Origin of the sequence: Pseudomonas congelans (genome assembly GCF_900103225.1) — a bacterium.
GTDB classification, from domain to species: domain Bacteria; phylum Pseudomonadota; class Gammaproteobacteria; order Pseudomonadales; family Pseudomonadaceae; genus Aquipseudomonas; species Aquipseudomonas congelans.
The window spans coordinates 24,009-39,305 of sequence record NZ_FNJH01000009.1; the positions used below are offsets into that span (position 1 = coordinate 24,009).

A 15,297-nucleotide genomic window follows, 5' to 3' on the forward strand; every position below is an offset into this window, starting at 1 on the left:
GAAAGCGCAGATTATACGCCTGGCAACGGGACTACTCGGACCAGACCTCGCGCAGCCTGTTCACTGCATCGACAATTTCGGACTCGGGGGCTGCGGCAAACCCCAGCACCAGCCCGGCGCGGCTATCCACAGGCTCGGCGGAATCGGGCAGCCAGTAATCACTCAGGGCATTCATTTCGACACCGACGCCGTTAGCCTTGGCAATCAGCGCTCGTTCACGCGCCACGCTGTCGACCTTGACCATGACATGCAGCCCGGCAACCACTCTGGGCATTGACGCGCATCCCGGGATATCGGCAGGCCAGTTGTCCAGCAGCACATCGCGCCGACTGAACGCCGCACGCCGCATGCGACGTATGTGTCGCTGGAAATGACCCGATGCAATGAATTGCGCCATGACCGCCTGAACGCCTATTTCGGTATGGCGCATATCCACGGCCTTGCGCTGGCTGAACACCGGTACCAGTTGCTCTGGCAGAACCAGATACCCGAGGCGCAGCGCGGGAAAAGCGATTTTTCCGAACGTCCCGACGTAGAGTACTCGCGCGTTGCGGTCGAGCGCGGCCAGAGGAGCCAAGGGTGAACCGCTGTAGCGATACTCGCCGTCGTAATCATCCTCGACAATCCAGCCCTTGTGCTTCTCGGCCCAGGCCAGCAATTCCAGACGCCGTGCCAGGCTCATTACCACGCCGGTCGGGTATTGGTGTGATGGCGTCACGTAGGCCAACCTGCAGTCTGCCTGCTCAAGGTCTGCGCAGCGCATGCCTTCGTTATCCACAGCCACCCCCTGCAATCGGGCACCCGCCAGTGCGAACGCATGACCGGCCGCCCGATAACCCGGATTCTCAACGGCAACGCCCTCGCCCCGGGTCAGCAGCAACTGTGCACAAAGGCTGATAGCGTGCTGTGCGCCACTGGTGATCACAATTTGCTCAGCGTTGCAATGCAGCCCACGCGATGAGCGCAGGTAGACCGCAATCAATTCGCGCAATCGCGAGTCTCCAGCAGCCGAACCATAACCGAGCTGAGCAAGGTCTGGCTTGCGCCAGAAAGCGGCATATAGCTTGCCCCACAAGGCAAACGGGAAAAGATCGAACGCCGGAACACCGACCCGAAAGGCCCGCGGGCGACCTGTCGGTGGTTCATGCAGATGATGCTTTTCAAGCAGCGCGAGCACCGGGCTGTGGATAACTTCACAGGAGGAATCTGACGGCATTTCGGCCGCTATTGTGGACAAACCTGTGTGTAACCCTGTGGATACACCTGTGGGTAAGTTGGTGGATAGTTTTTTATGGCGCATCCGTCGAGGCAGAGCACTTTGTTCAGAGAGCTGCGCAATATACGTGCCGTCGCCAACGCGCCCTTCGATGAAACCCTCGGCATACAGCTGGTCATAGGCCCGTATCACGCTGTTACGGGAGATGCCCAGTGAACGCGCCAGATCGCGACTGGCTGGCAGACGCGTGCCGCTCCTCAGGCGCCCATCAAGGACCTGCTGGCGCAACAGGCCATAAAGCTGCTTGCTCAAGCCCTGATTCGGGTCCAGCACGATACCGGTGAGTGTGGACGGAAACGCAACACTGAGATCAGGCATGCATTGGCCCTGTTAAAACGATCAAAAATGGATCTTACATCAGACCAATGCCTTGCCTACGATCCTGTTATCAGCCAAGGACATTACCCATGTACATTCCTACCGCTTTCAAGAATAACGACACACCTAGCCTGCACGAGCAGATTGAGCAGACGCGCCTGGCGATTCTAGTCACGCACGGCGCAGAAGGATTGCAGGCGACCCACCTGCCACTGCTGTTGCGCCGCGATGAAGGCTCGTATGGCACGCTTTACGGGCATCTGGCCAAAGCCAATCCACAGTGGCAGCAACTTAGCTCCGGCGCCGAAGCACTGGTGATTTTCCCTGGCGGCGATGCCTACGTGAGCCCGTCGTTCTATCCGGGCAAGAGGGAGCACGGCAAGGTCGTACCCACGTGGAATTATGTGGCAGTGCATGCTTATGGGCAGGCCGAGGTTTTTACCGACGCCGCGCAATTGCACCAGTTGCTGGATGACCTGACCCATCGCCATGAATCCGACCGGGCGCAACCCTGGTCCATTGACGATGCGCCAGCGGACTACATCGCAAAAATGCTCGGAGCGATTGTCGGATTCGCCATTCCGGTGCAGCGGCTGCAGGGCAAACGTAAACTCAGTCAGAATCGCAGCGCTGCGGACATGGCCGGTGTGCGCAACGGCCTCGCTGCAAGCCAGGATACAAATGACCAACACATCGCTCGCCTGATGAGCGAAGGGAGCAACTCATGACCGATGTGCGGATTCGCCCCGTTACCGTCGACGACCATCACGCGTGGCTGCCTCTGTGGCAGGCCTATCTGCGCTTCTACAACACCGAGCTGGGCGCAGGCGTCAGCGACACCACCTGGCAACGCCTTGTGGACCCGAACGAACCGACCCACTCGGCACTCGCCTGGCGGGGTGACGAAGCGGTGGGCATGGTGAACTTCATCTACCACCGCTCCAACTGGAGCATCAACAATGCCTGCTACCTGCAAGATCTGATCGTCGCGCCCGAACAACGCGGAACAGGCATTGGCAGGCAACTGATCGAGTTTGTCTACGCCACTGCCAAGGCAGACGGTTGCGACAAGGTGCACTGGCTGACTCACGAAACCAACGCCACGGCCATTCAGTTGTACGAGCGCATCGCCGAACGGCCCGGCCTCATACAATTTCGTAAAGCACTCTGAAACAGGAAGTGACTGATGTCTGACACCCTGCTGGACTGGCAAGCCGCTGCACCGCCCACGGTCCATACACTGACAGGCCGCTTCATTCGCCTGGAAAAACTCGATGCCGCGCGTCACGCCGATGACCTGTGGGCGGCACTCGAAGGCCCGAATGCGGACCCCAAGCTGTGGGATTATCTTCCCTACGGGCCGTTCAGCGACCGTAGCGCCTTCGATACATGGCTGGCCGGGCATCAGGCGGCCACCGATCCGTGGTTTTACACCGTGGTCGATCAGCAGACCGATAAGGCCGAAGGCGTCATCAGCCTGATGTCGATCGTCGCGGCCCACGGGCGTATCGAAATAGGTCATGTCACCTTCAGCGCGGCCATGCAACGCACACCCAAAGGCACCGAAGCCATTTACCTGCTGGCCAGAGAGATTTTCGCACTGGGCTATCGCCGCCTGGAGTGGAAGTGCAACGCCAACAACGCCCGCTCCAAACGCGCTGCCGAGCGATTCGGCTTCAGCTACGAAGGCACCTTCCGCCAGCACATGGTGGTCAAAGGCCAGAGCCGGGATACCGCGTGGTACTCGATCCTCGACAGCGAATGGCCTGAATTGCGCAAGGCATTTGAACACTGGCTGGCTGTGGATAACTTCACTGACGGGCAACAGATCAAGGGGCTTGAGGCGTTTCGGTGAACCTATGGCCAGGCAACGCTGCACGAGTATGACGTCCGAATAACCACCATCGTGCGACGCTACGCGTCGGCATACTGTTCCGGACGTCCGCGTTCTCTTTACGACGCAGAGCGTCGAGAACGGCATTCCCACGCTGGAGCGTGCGGAACGATAGTCGTGACCACTGGCAGCGCCTGTACAGAATAAAAAAAGGGAAGCCACGAGTGCTTCCCTGAGGTAAACCTTTGGATGGTGCGCAGGTGTCAGCTCAACCTTCGATCTCGATCAGCACTTCGCCCGGATTGACGCGGTCGCCCTTGGCGACGTGGATGGCGACGACCTTGCCCGCGACCGACGCCTGAACCTCGGTCTCCATCTTCATCGCTTCAGTGATCAGCACAGCCTGACCGGCCTTGACCACATCGCCCTCCTTGACCAGCACATCGACGATGTTGCCGGGCATGGTGGTGCTGACGTCGCCCGGTGCGTGAGCTTGCTTGCGTTTGCTGACCCCGCCACCGACGAATTCGTTGAGCGGCTCGAACACCACCTCTTCCGGCATGCCGTCTATGGTCAGGTAGAAGTGGCGCTTGCCCTCGGCCTTGACGCCCACACCGGTGATGTCGACCCGATAGGTTTCGCCGTGCACATCAATAACGAACTCGGTCGGCACGCCCTCACCGCCCGCCCTGGCAACGCTTCCGGCTTCGGGAATCGGCAGCAGCACTTCCGGCGCCAGCGTCCCGGCTGCACGTTCCTCAAGGAACTTGCGGCCAATGTCCGGGAACATGGCGAACGTCAGCACGTCCTCTTCAGACTTGGCCAGTGCGCCGATATCGGCCCGTAGTTTGGTCATCTCCGGCTTGAGCAGGTCGGCCGGACGAACGTCGATCAGTTCTTCATTGCCAATCGCCTGACGACGCAGTTTTTCATCCACCTGCCCCGGCGCCTTGCCGTAACCGCCTTGCAGATAAAGCTTCACTTCATTGGTGATGGTCTTGTAACGCTCCCCGGCCAACACGTTGAAGAACGCCTGAGTACCAACGATCTGCGAGGTCGGCGTTACCAATGGCGGATAACCGAGGTCTTTGCGCACGCGCGGAATTTCAGCCAGCACTTCGCTCATGCGGTTGAGTGCGCCCTGCTCCTTCAACTGATTGGCCAGGTTGGAAATCATGCCGCCAGGCACCTGGTTAACCTGCACCCGCGTGTCGACTGCAGTAAATTCGCTCTCGAACTGGTGGTATTTCTTACGCACCGCGTAGAAGTACAGACCGATTTCCTGAAGCAGTTCCAGGTCCAGACCGGTATCGAACTCGCTGCCCTTGAGCGCGGCCACCATCGATTCGGTGCCCGGATGGCTGGTGCCCCAGGCAAAGCTGGAGATCGCCGTGTCGATATGGTCCGCGCCGCTTTCGATCGCCTTGAGCTGACACATGGCGGCCAGACCGGCCGTGTCATGCGAGTGGATGAACACCGGCAGCGACTGCTCGGTCTTCAGCGCCTTGACCAGCTCACCCGTGGCATAAGGCGTCAGCAGGCCGGCCATGTCCTTGATCGCCACCGAGTCACAGCCCATGGCTTCCATCTGCCGGGCCTGCGCCACGAAGGCCTCGATGGTGTGCACCGGGCTGGTGGTGTAGGCGATGGTGCCCTGTGCATGTTTGCCCGCAGCCTTCACCGCCTCGATGGCAACCCGCAGGTTACGCACATCGTTCATGGCATCGAAAATACGGAACACATCAATACCGTTGACCGCCGCCTTGGCGACGAACGCCTTGACCACGTCATCGCTGTAATGCCGATAGCCCAGCAGGTTCTGGCCGCGCAGGAGCATCTGCAGCCGGGTATTGGGCAAGGCCGCACGCAGCTGACGCAGGCGTTCCCACGGGTCTTCCTTGAGAAAACGCACGCAGGCATCGAAGGTGGCGCCGCCCCAGACTTCCAGCGACCAGTAGCCGACCTGGTCGAGCTTGTCGCAGATCGGCAGCATGTCTTCAGTACGCATGCGGGTCGCCAGCAACGATTGATGAGCGTCACGCAGGATGGTGTCGGTTACGAAAATCTTCTTGGACATTTCACTGTTCCTTACAGACCGGCGTGTGCGGCAATGGCGGCGGCGATGGCCAGGGCCAGCTCTTCGGGTTTGCGTTTGATCGAATAATTGGTCAGCTCGGGGTGGCTTTCGACAAAGCTGGTGTTGAACTCACCGCTGCGAAACTCCGGGTTGCGGAGAATTTCCTGGTAATAGGCAGCCGTGGTCTTGACCCCTTGCAGACGCATGTCATCGAGCGCACGCAGGCCGCGGTCCATGGCCTCTTCCCAGGTCAACGCCCAGACAATCAGCTTCAGGCACATCGAGTCATAGAACGGCGGAATGGTGTAGCCGGTATAAATCGCCGTGTCGGTGCGCACGCCAGGCCCGCCGGGCGCGTAATAACGGGTGATCTTGCCGAAGCTGGGCAGAAAGTTGTTCTTCGGGTCTTCGGCGTTGATCCGGAACTGCAGGGCAAAACCGCGATGGATGATGTCTTCCTGCTTGACCGACAGCGGCAGACCGGAGGCGATACGAATCTGCTCGCGAACGATATCGATGCCGGTGATTTCTTCGGTGATGGTGTGCTCGACCTGCACCCGGGTGTTCATTTCCATGAAGTACACCTCGCCCTCGGCGAGCAGAAACTCCACGGTGCCAGCGTTCTCGTAACCGACTGCCTTGGCTGCACGTACCGACAGATCGCCGATGTAGGCGCGCTGTTCGGGCGTCAACTGCGGGCTGGGAGCAATTTCGATGAGCTTCTGGTTGCGTCGCTGAATCGAACAGTCGCGCTCGAACAGGTGCACCACGTTGCCGAAACTGTCGCCCAGAATCTGCGCTTCAATGTGCTTGGGATTGACGATGCACTTCTCGAGAAAGACCTCTGCCGAGCCGAAGGCTTTGGTCGCTTCGGAAATCACGCGCGGGAAGGCCTGCTCAAGTTCTTCGCGGCTGTTGCAGCGGCGGATACCACGTCCACCGCCCCCGGAGGTGGCCTTGAGCATCACCGGGTAACCGATACGCTCGCCTTCAATCAACGCCTCGTCGATATCGGCCACGTTGCCTTCGGTGCCGGGCGTGACCGGCACGCCGGCCTTGATCATGCTGCGCCGGGCCTCGGTCTTGTCACCCATGCGGCGAATCACTTCTGCGGAGGGACCGATGAATTTGATCCCTCGCTCGGCACAGATATCGGCCAATTCGGCATTCTCGGAAAGAAAGCCATAACCGGGATGCAATGCATCGCAGCCGGTTTCCACTGCCAGATTCACCAATTTACGCGGGTTCAGGTAACCCGCCAGAGGTTCGGCACCAATGCTATAGGCTTCGTCGGCACGTTTGACATGCAAGGCATGCCGGTCAGCTTCGGAAAAGATCGCTACCGAGCGAATGCCCATCTCGGCGCATGCACGCACGATGCGAACGGCAATCTCCCCGCGGTTGGCGATCAGAATTTTTGTTATCACTGGCGTTTCCCTCGACCCACACTTGTAACCGTGTATGTGACTGAATGTCGCAGGCCCACCCTATGCCAAATCAAGGATTAACAAAAATGAGTAAAAGTTGGGAGGTGCATAAGTAAAAGCTTATAGTTGGCGCTCCAGTCAGATCGCGGAGCCTTTATAAATGCGTAAGTCATTGATGCGTATGACATTGCGTCAGCTGCGCATTTTCAATGAAGTGTGCGATCTGCGCTCATACAGCCGTGCGGCCGAAGAGATGTCGCTGACACAACCCGCTGTCAGCCTGCAGATTCGCCAGCTAGAAGAGCTGATCGGCCAGCCGCTGTTCGAGTACGTCAGCAAAAAGCTCTACCTGACTGAAGCGGCACAAGCGCTGCAACAGGCCAGCCGGGATATTTTCGGGCGCCTGGAAAGCCTGGACATGCAGCTTTCCGACATGCAGGGCTCGCTGCAAGGCCAGTTGAAGCTGGCAGTCGAGTCGAGCTGCAAATACTTTATTCCTCACCTGTTCGCCGCCTTCAAGCGCCAGCACCCGGAAGTCAGCCTGAGTCTGATGGTGGTCAATCGCGCGCAAGTCATCAGACGTCTGGCGGATAACCGCGATGATCTTGTGGTGATGTCGGCAGTGCCGCTGGACATGGGCCTGGAGTTCTTGCCCTTCCTGAATAACCCGATTGTCGCCGTGGCCCCGCCTGACCATCCGCTGAGCAGCCGTGAGACGCTCAGCCTGAAAGACCTGGAGCCATGGCCCCTGCTGACCCGGGAAACAGGGTCGGGTACGCGTCGGGCCTGCGAGGAGTTCTTCAAGGAGAAGCGCGTGCATTTCACGCAGACGCTGGAAGTCTCCTCCAGCGAAGCACAACGTGAATGCGTGGTAGCCGGGCTGGGCCTGGCGATGCTGACCCGGCACGCGGTGTGCCAGGAGCTCGCCACAGGCGCTCTGGTGGAGCTGCCCGTGGCGGAGTTGCCGCTGTATCGAAGCTGGTGCGTGGCTCAGGCCGGTGACAAACGCCTTTCACCGGTAGCACATGCCTTTCTTGCGTTCATCCGTAGCGAACGTGCGCAGATCAGCCAGCTTGTCGAGCGTTTCGACGGTCGACCGCGGGCAACTTGATCGTCTGCCAAACAGCGTTATTCATGCCATCCATGTAGTCACACAGCTCCTGATTGAGCTGACGTGCCTCGCTATAGCTTTCAATTGCCCGACGAAACTCCATGCGACGTTGATCTTCCTGCTGACGGCGGGTTTTCACGGTGCTGGTAGGTAAATCATCGTAATGCCGAGCCATATCCTGTCTCCCAATACGTTTTGTGGGAGCACCAGAATGGAGCGTGACAGTGACAATCAGGCGGCGGACACATGACAGATCGATGAAACTTGATGTAACGGGATCGGCTCAGTCTTCGTGGGTCTTGATCGACTTTGGCGACAGACGCAAGCCGCGCAGACTGCGCTTGACGCTCTTGAGGTGGTTGACCAGACCGGGGCCGCGAGCCATGGCAACGCCCATTGCCAGCACGTCAATGACTACAAGATGTGCAATGCGGGAAGTCAGCGGCGTGTAGATTTCGGTGTCTTCGTGCACATCGATGGCCAGATTGACCGACGACAGCTCGGCCAGCGGTGTCTGACTGGGGCACAAGGTGATCAGCGTCGCGCCGCTTTCGCGGACCAGGTTGGCGGTGATCAGCAAATCCTTGGAACGGCCTGACTGCGAAATGCATACAGCAACATCTGTCGGCTTGAGCGTGACGGCAGACATTGCCTGCATGTGCGGATCGGAATACGCCGCCGCGGTCAGCAGCAGACGAAAGAACTTGTGCTGCGCATCGGCGGCGACTGCGCCGGACGCGCCGAACCCGTAGAACTCGACACGGTTGGCCCCGGCCATGGCCGTGACTGCCAGTTGCAACGCATGGGGGTCGAGGTTTTCGCGCACTTCCATGAGCGTGTGCAGCGTGGTGTCGAAAATCTTCAGGCTGTAGTCGGCAACCGAATCGTCTTCGTGAATCGCAAACTGCCCAAAACTTGCACCTGCCGCGAGGCTCTGCGCCAGCTTGAGCTTGAGGTCCTGAAACCCGGTGCAGCCAATGGCCCGGCAGAAACGCACGATGGTCGGCTCGCTGATACCGACACTGTGCGCCAGGTCTGCCATGGAACTGTGCATCACGGCCGCGGGGTCGAGCAGCACATGGTCAGCTACCTTGAGCTCCGATTTGCGCAGCAAATTACGTGACTGGGCGATGTGTTGCAGCAGATTCAAGGGGCAGACTCGGCAAAAGAGAGATGGGCTGGGCTGTAGCTTTCTTGTAGTTATACTACATGACCCGCCAGCCGCCCAGTTAAACGAAGCTGGAACGTGCCGTGCGGGCGTTATCAGCGACAATTGTGGGAATAATCCTACATTAGGCCAATTCCCCAGTCAGAGCCTGCCTGTTCACCAATAAAGGTAGACGCAACGCATTCGCTCCCGGCAACAGGCGACGACCGGTCGTCAGCGCCCCCGCCATTTTTATTGCCTGACGCAAAGCATGGTTTGCCCGTCATGGCGCAGCACCCTAGAATGCGCGGATGCGCGATGATCTCTCTCTTCTTCTGAATTCCCTCAACGATGCCCAGCGTCAGGCCGTAGCCGCCTCTCTGGGTCGTCAGTTGGTCCTGGCTGGTGCTGGCTCCGGCAAAACCCGTGTGCTGGTGCATCGCATCGCATGGCTGATGCAGGTCGAGCAAGCCTCCCCGCATTCGGTCCTGTCGGTGACGTTCACCAACAAGGCTGCCGCCGAGATGCGCCACCGTATCGAGCAGTTGATGGGCATCAGCCCGGCGGGCATGTGGGTGGGCACCTTCCACGGTCTGGCGCACCGCCTGCTGCGTGCACACTGGCAGGAAGCCGGGCTGGTACAGACCTTCCAGATCCTCGACAGCGATGACCAGCAGCGTCTGGTAAAGCGCGTGATGCGCGAGCTGGGTCTGGACGAACAACGCTGGCCTGCACGTCAGGCCCAGTGGTTCATCAATGGTCAGAAAGACGAAGGCCTGCGCCCGAAACATATTCAGGCCAGCGGCGACCTGTTCCTGACCACCATGAAAAGCGTCTACGAAGCCTACGAGATCGCCTGCCAGCGGGCCGGCGTCATCGACTTCTCCGAACTGCTGCTGCGCGCGCTCGACCTGTGGCGCGATAACCCGGGCTTGCTGGCGCATTATCAGCGCCGCTTCCGCCACGTTCTGGTGGACGAGTTCCAGGACACCAACGCCGTGCAGTACGCGTGGCTGCGCCTGCTCGCCCAGGGGGGCGACAGCCTGATGGTGGTCGGCGACGACGATCAGTCCATTTACGGCTGGCGTGGCGCGAAGATCGAGAACATCCACCAGTATTCCTCGGACTTCCCGGACACCGAAGTCATCCGCCTGGAGCAGAACTACCGCTCCACGGCGAGCATCCTCAAGGCCGCCAACGGTTTGATCATCAATAACAGTGGTCGCCTGGGCAAGGAACTATGGACCGACGTCGGCGATGGCGAGCTGATCAATCTGTACGCCGCGTTCAACGAGCACGATGAGGCGCGCTACGTGGTCGAGACCATCGAGAGCGCGCTGAAAACCGGTATCTCGCGCAACGACATCGCCATTCTGTACCGCTCCAACGCCCAGTCGCGAGTGCTCGAAGAAGCGCTGCTGCGCGAGCGTATTCCTTATCGAATCTACGGCGGACAGCGCTTCTTCGAACGCGCCGAGATCAAGAATGCCATGGCCTACATGCGCTTGCTGGAAGGCCGTGGCAACGATGCGGCGCTGGAGCGGGTGATCAACGTTCCGGCGCGCGGCATAGGCGAAAAGACCGTCGAAGCGATTCGCGAGCATGCACGGCATGCCGACGTCTCCATGTGGGAAGCGATGCGTCTGCTGGTTGCCAACAAGGGCCTGACCGGGCGCGCCGCCACTGCCTTGGGCGGCTTCATCGAGCTGATCGAGAACCTCGCGGCCAAGGTCATGGAAATGCCGCTGCACCTGATGACCCAGACGGTGATCGAACAGTCCGGGCTGATTACCTATCACGAGCAGGAAAAAGGCGAGAAAGGTCAGGCGCGGGTAGAAAACCTTGAGGAACTGGTCAGCGCTGCCCGCGCTTTCGAGAATCACGAAAGCGAAGAAGACCTGACGCCACTGGCCGCGTTCCTGGGCCATGCCTCCCTGGAAGCGGGCGACACCCAGGCGCAGGAGCATGAAGACAGCATTCAGCTGATGACCCTGCACAGCGCCAAGGGTCTGGAGTTCCCGCACGTGTTCCTGGTGGGCATGGAAGAAGGCCTGTTCCCGCACAAGATGAGTCTTGAGGAGCCGGGCCGTCTTGAAGAGGAGCGGCGTCTGGCCTATGTCGGTATCACCCGCGCCATGAAACAGCTGGTGATGACCTACGCCGAGACACGTCGTCTGTACGGCAGCGAAACCTACAACAAGGTCTCTCGCTTCGTACGCGAGATTCCGCCTGCGCTGATTCAGGAAGTCCGGCTGTCGAACAGCGTCAACCGTCCGTTCGGCGGCACGCCGAAATTCAACAGCAGCAGCCTGTTCAACGGTACCGGCATTCCGGAAACCGAGTTCACCATGGGCCAGCGCGTCCAGCATGCGGTGTTCGGCGAAGGCGTGATCCTCAACTTCGAAGGCGCCGGCGCTCAGGCGCGGGTGCAGGTCAACTTCCCCGAGGGCAGCAAGTGGCTGATGATGGGCTACGCGAAACTGGTACCGTTGTAGGCCGGTCAATCATCGCCCATACGTCCCTGACTATCGTTCCCACGCTAGCGTGAGGAACGATAATCCTCGTGCACATCTTACGAAGCGCGTAGAAAAGTCCTACGCTGTTTATGTAAAAGTCCGAAACACTAACGCGCTGGTCATGTTGCCATCCGCTGTGCAACATGGCGCGCGTGCAATCACAAAACGGGAATACCCTTATGCAACGTTTTCTAAGCATCGCGATGGCGCTGTGCATCGGGCTCACCATGAGCCTGGATGTGAACGCCGCGCGTTTCGGTGGTGGCAAGAGCATGGGCTCGGCGCCTACGCATCAGACACGTCAGGCTGCGCCTTCCACACCTGCGGCAGCGCCTAACGCTGCGGGTCGTCCTGCCCCTGCGGCAAGCGGTGCTTCGCGCTGGCTGGGCCCATTGGCCGGTATCGCTGCCGGTGGCCTGCTCGCGTCGATGTTCATGGGTGACGGCTTCAACGGCCTGCAACTGTTCGACATCCTGATCATGGGCCTCATCGCCTTCCTGATCTTCCGCTTCATTGCGCGTCGTCGTCAGCAGCAACAGCCGAAGATGGCTGCTGCCGGTGCTCCGTATCAGCGCGAAACCAGCCAGCCTGCGCAGAACCCGGTCTTCGGCAGTTCTTCCCCGGCCTCCGCTGCGCCCGTGATCAACGCACCTGCCTGGTTCGATGAACAGCGCTTCCTGGACGCTGCTCGCGGCCACTTCCAGTCGCTGCAGCAGCACTGGGACGCCAACGAGATGGACAAGATCGCCGAGTTCGTCACCCCGCAAATGCTGCAATTCCTGAAAAAGGAACGTGCGGACCTGGGCGACGGCTTCCAGTCGACCTACATCGAAAACCTTCAGGTTCAACTGGATGGTGTGGATGATCGGGCCGACAAGACCATCGCCACCCTGACGTTCTCGGGCGTGTCCAAGACGTCGCGTTTCGACCAGGGCGAAGTGTTCAGCGAAAGCTGGAACATGGAACGTCCGCAAGGCGATAACCAGCCCTGGCTGGTGGCAGGAATTCGCCAGAACGGTTGAACCAGAACCCGTTCTCGCGTTCAGAACCCCGGACATATCCGGGGTTTTTTGTTTATCCGTTCGGATAGTTATTTTGAGAAAGGCTTTACGCTACTGTATAACCCGCGCCATCAAGTGAGAGGATCTGTGTCGTGGAAGAAGTCATTGAACAACTGCGTGAAGCAAATGAACCGGTTCCGGTTCCGCTTGAGCTGCCTGACGAAGACCAACTGGTCGAAATCGAGGAACAGCTGTTCATCAACATTCCGTTTGTCTTCAAGGAATTTCTCCTGACAGTCAGCGATGTGGTGTATGGCAGCCTTGAACCCGTCACCGTAACCGATCCGCAGTCACACACCTACCTTCCGGAAGTGTGTGCAACCGCCTGGGATCTGGGCGTACCACGCGAGCTGATCCCGATCTGTCAGGACGGTGACGACTACTACTGCGTCGAGGAAGACGGCACTGTATTGCTGTGGTCCGCCGAAGAAGAACTGGTCACCGAAGACAGCTGGGAATCGGTCTGGCACTGGGCTCGGGATGTCTGGCTGGAAAGCTGAGACACCCAGCCGCGCGCGTTTGAAGGATCTCCGGGCGCTAATGCCCGGGGGATTCCGGATGATTCCCCAGCGTCTCAAGCAACGCAATCTGCATCCGTGTATGAACACGAATCAGCCAGCGCCACAACAATGCAGCGACAAGCGCAGCAACCAGAGCAACCACCAGCAGCAGTTCGTTGGCCGGCAGGATGCTTGCCGACAACGCCGCCAGCATCACGAAAATCACCACCAGCGATAACAACGGAATCACCTCGGCCACGACCTTGCGCACGCGCACGGTATGACGGCCCGCCATCTCGGGTTTCACGCCCATTTCCGCCAGCAGCATCGACAGCGCCTTGAGCTTGCGGTACGCGGCAATCAGAAACGGCAGTGACAGCAACAATGCGGCGCCGCAGATCCAGGCTTTCTGATGGCTGACATCGCCTACCCACTCGCTCATGTAGCCACCAAGACGCTCGGCAAAATAGCCGCCGCTGAAAAATATCGCCATCACCAGCGCCAGGTTGACGCCGACCTGCAAGAGAATCCGCCTGATCATCCCGGCAAGCACTGCACTCTGCCCTTGCGGCTGGATGCTGCGCAGCCACTCGCCGTACATGCCGAACACTCGTGCAACGCGCCGGGGCATGATCGCCGCCAGCTTGAGCGACAACGGGTCCGCGCCGCGAATCAGGTACGGTGTCAGCAAGGTGGTGATGGCGGATACGGCGACTGCCACCGGGTACAGAAAGTCGCTGGTGACCTGCAGGGTCATGCCCAGCGCCGCGATGATGAAGGAAAACTCGCCAATCTGTGACAGTCCCATGCCCACGCGCAGCGAGGTACGACCATCGTTGCCTGCGATGAAGGCGCCCAGGCCGCAGGACAACATCTTGCCCAGCACCACGGCAACGGTAATGACGGCGATCGGCCAGGCGTATTGCAGCAGGATGCCCGGATCGATCATCAAACCGATGGCGACGAAAAAGATCGCGCTGAACATGTCGCGAACCGGTTCGATCAGACGCTCGATCTTCAGCAGCTCACGCGACTCGGCCATGATCGCGCCGATCAGGAAGGCACCCAGCACCATGCTGTATTCCAGCTTGACCACCAGCAGGCAGAAGCCGAAACACAGGCCCAGCACGGTGATCAGCAGCATCTCGTTGCTCTCGAATCTGGCGACATAGGACAGCAATCGAGGCACCACAAGGATCCCGACCACCAGCGCCACGATCATGAACAGCGACAGCTTGCCCACAGTGGAGAACACTTCTCCGGAACTGACCGAGCCGCTGACCGCGATGCCGGACAGCAGCGCGATAATGCCGATGCCGAGAATGTCCTCCACGATCAACACGCCGAAGATCAACTGGGCAAAGCGCTGGTTTTTCATCTTCAAGTCGTTGAGCGCCTTGACGATGATGGTGGTGGAAGAGATCGCCAGAATCGCGCCGAGAAACAGCGAATCCATGGCTTTCCAGCCAAAGAACTGTCCGATCTCGTAACCGATCCAGATCATCAGAGCAATTTCCAGAAAGGCCGCGATGAACGCTGTGGCGCCGACCTTGAACAACTTGCGCAGGCTGAACTCCAGCCCGAGGCAGAACATCAGGAAGATCACTCCCAGCTCGGCCAGAATTTTGATGGTGTCTTCGTCATGGATCAGACTGAATGGCGGAGTGTGCGGACCGATGATGAACCCGGCAACGATATAGCCCAGTACCACCGGCTGCCTGAGGCGATGGAACAGAATGGTTACCACACCGGCCACCAGCATGATCACTGCCAGATCCTGAATGAAATTGATGGCATGCATGATGGCGAAGCTCCTTGTGATGATGACGTTGCAAGCCGATATCGCCGTGCCCTTCAGGGCGACAGCTATCCTTTTCGTCACTAAAATCCTATAAAGACGTAGGAAAAAACCCGATCCACAGGTTTTTGCAGGTTAACACCGCCCCCTTCGACATAAAGGCGGTGCAATATATGGAAACAGATAGTTATGACGCGTGACGGCCGCCTGCTGGCCAGCGTCCCGATAACTG

The 15,297-nt window shown here is 59.3% G+C and carries 13 protein-coding genes; 7 read left to right on the forward strand and 6 right to left on the reverse strand.

Annotated elements, in window-relative coordinates; all coding sequences use genetic code 11:
• Positions 1–31 precede the first annotated feature (31 nt).
• A complete protein-coding gene (pdxR, locus tag BLR20_RS22710; RefSeq protein ID WP_054993352.1) occupies positions 32–1,594 on the reverse strand; it encodes a MocR-like pyridoxine biosynthesis transcription factor PdxR in 1,563 nt (520 codons plus the stop codon).
• A gap of 89 nt (positions 1,595–1,683) precedes the next feature.
• Here pdxR and BLR20_RS22715 point away from each other — a divergent pair, with 89 nt between their 5' ends.
• The 3 genes from BLR20_RS22715 to BLR20_RS22725 are packed head-to-tail and all read left to right on the forward strand — an operon-like array spanning position 1,684 to position 3,449.
• Positions 1,684–2,322: an FMN-binding negative transcriptional regulator gene (locus tag BLR20_RS22715; protein WP_054993353.1), complete on the forward strand. Its 639-nt coding sequence runs from the start codon at positions 1,684–1,686 to the stop codon at positions 2,320–2,322.
• A complete protein-coding gene (locus BLR20_RS22720; protein ID WP_054993354.1) occupies positions 2,319–2,765 on the forward strand; it encodes a GNAT family N-acetyltransferase in 447 nt (148 codons plus the stop codon). The genes BLR20_RS22715 and BLR20_RS22720 overlap by 4 nt, the downstream gene beginning before the upstream one ends.
• A gap of 15 nt (positions 2,766–2,780) precedes the next feature.
• Positions 2,781–3,449, forward strand: coding sequence for a GNAT family N-acetyltransferase (locus BLR20_RS22725; RefSeq protein WP_054993355.1), 669 nt, complete (start codon positions 2,781–2,783; stop codon positions 3,447–3,449).
• 247 nt (positions 3,450–3,696) lie between these two features.
• Here BLR20_RS22725 and oadA read toward each other — a convergent pair whose 3' ends face one another.
• Positions 3,697–5,505 (reverse strand): sodium-extruding oxaloacetate decarboxylase subunit alpha, encoded by a 1,809-nt coding sequence (gene oadA / locus BLR20_RS22730; RefSeq protein ID WP_054993356.1) that lies wholly within the window; start codon positions 5,503–5,505, stop codon positions 3,697–3,699.
• Positions 5,506–5,516: 11 nt separating this feature from the next.
• The gene (locus BLR20_RS22735) at positions 5,517–6,932 is read right to left on the reverse strand and encodes an acetyl-CoA carboxylase biotin carboxylase subunit (protein WP_010434086.1); all 1,416 of its coding nucleotides are present in this window, start codon (positions 6,930–6,932) and stop codon (positions 5,517–5,519) included.
• Positions 6,933–7,092: 160 nt separating this feature from the next.
• On the opposite strand from BLR20_RS22735, the gene BLR20_RS22740 reads away from it, so the two are divergent.
• The gene (locus BLR20_RS22740; protein WP_054993357.1) at positions 7,093–8,043 is read left to right on the forward strand and encodes a LysR family transcriptional regulator; all 951 of its coding nucleotides are present in this window, start codon (positions 7,093–7,095) and stop codon (positions 8,041–8,043) included.
• Here the strand turns inward: BLR20_RS22740 and BLR20_RS22745 are convergent.
• Both BLR20_RS22745 and hexR read right to left on the reverse strand, forming a co-directional pair.
• The gene (locus BLR20_RS22745) at positions 7,997–8,182 is read right to left on the reverse strand and encodes a PA3496 family putative envelope integrity protein (RefSeq protein WP_162235661.1); all 186 of its coding nucleotides are present in this window, start codon (positions 8,180–8,182) and stop codon (positions 7,997–7,999) included. The genes BLR20_RS22740 and BLR20_RS22745 overlap by 47 nt on opposite strands.
• A gap of 144 nt (positions 8,183–8,326) precedes the next feature.
• A complete protein-coding gene (gene hexR, locus BLR20_RS22750; protein ID WP_003401299.1) occupies positions 8,327–9,193 on the reverse strand; it encodes a transcriptional regulator HexR in 867 nt (288 codons plus the stop codon).
• A gap of 308 nt (positions 9,194–9,501) precedes the next feature.
• Between hexR and uvrD the strand changes: the two genes are divergently transcribed.
• From uvrD to BLR20_RS22765, 3 genes are all read left to right on the forward strand, one after another.
• Complete coding sequence (gene uvrD / locus BLR20_RS22755; protein ID WP_003367943.1) at positions 9,502–11,685, forward strand: DNA helicase II; 2,184 nt, start codon at positions 9,502–9,504, stop codon at positions 11,683–11,685.
• A gap of 200 nt (positions 11,686–11,885) precedes the next feature.
• Positions 11,886–12,728: a Tim44 domain-containing protein gene (locus BLR20_RS22760; protein ID WP_010434080.1), complete on the forward strand. Its 843-nt coding sequence runs from the start codon at positions 11,886–11,888 to the stop codon at positions 12,726–12,728.
• 131 nt (positions 12,729–12,859) lie between these two features.
• The gene (locus BLR20_RS22765) at positions 12,860–13,267 is read left to right on the forward strand and encodes an SMI1/KNR4 family protein (RefSeq protein WP_007252280.1); all 408 of its coding nucleotides are present in this window, start codon (positions 12,860–12,862) and stop codon (positions 13,265–13,267) included.
• Positions 13,268–13,304: 37 nt separating this feature from the next.
• Here the strand turns inward: BLR20_RS22765 and BLR20_RS22770 are convergent, their stop codons facing one another.
• Positions 13,305–15,068 carry a cation:proton antiporter gene (locus BLR20_RS22770; protein ID WP_054993358.1) on the reverse strand — a complete coding sequence of 588 codons (1,764 nt, stop codon included), beginning with the start codon at positions 15,066–15,068 and terminating at the stop codon, positions 13,305–13,307.
• Positions 15,069–15,297 lie beyond the last annotated feature (229 nt).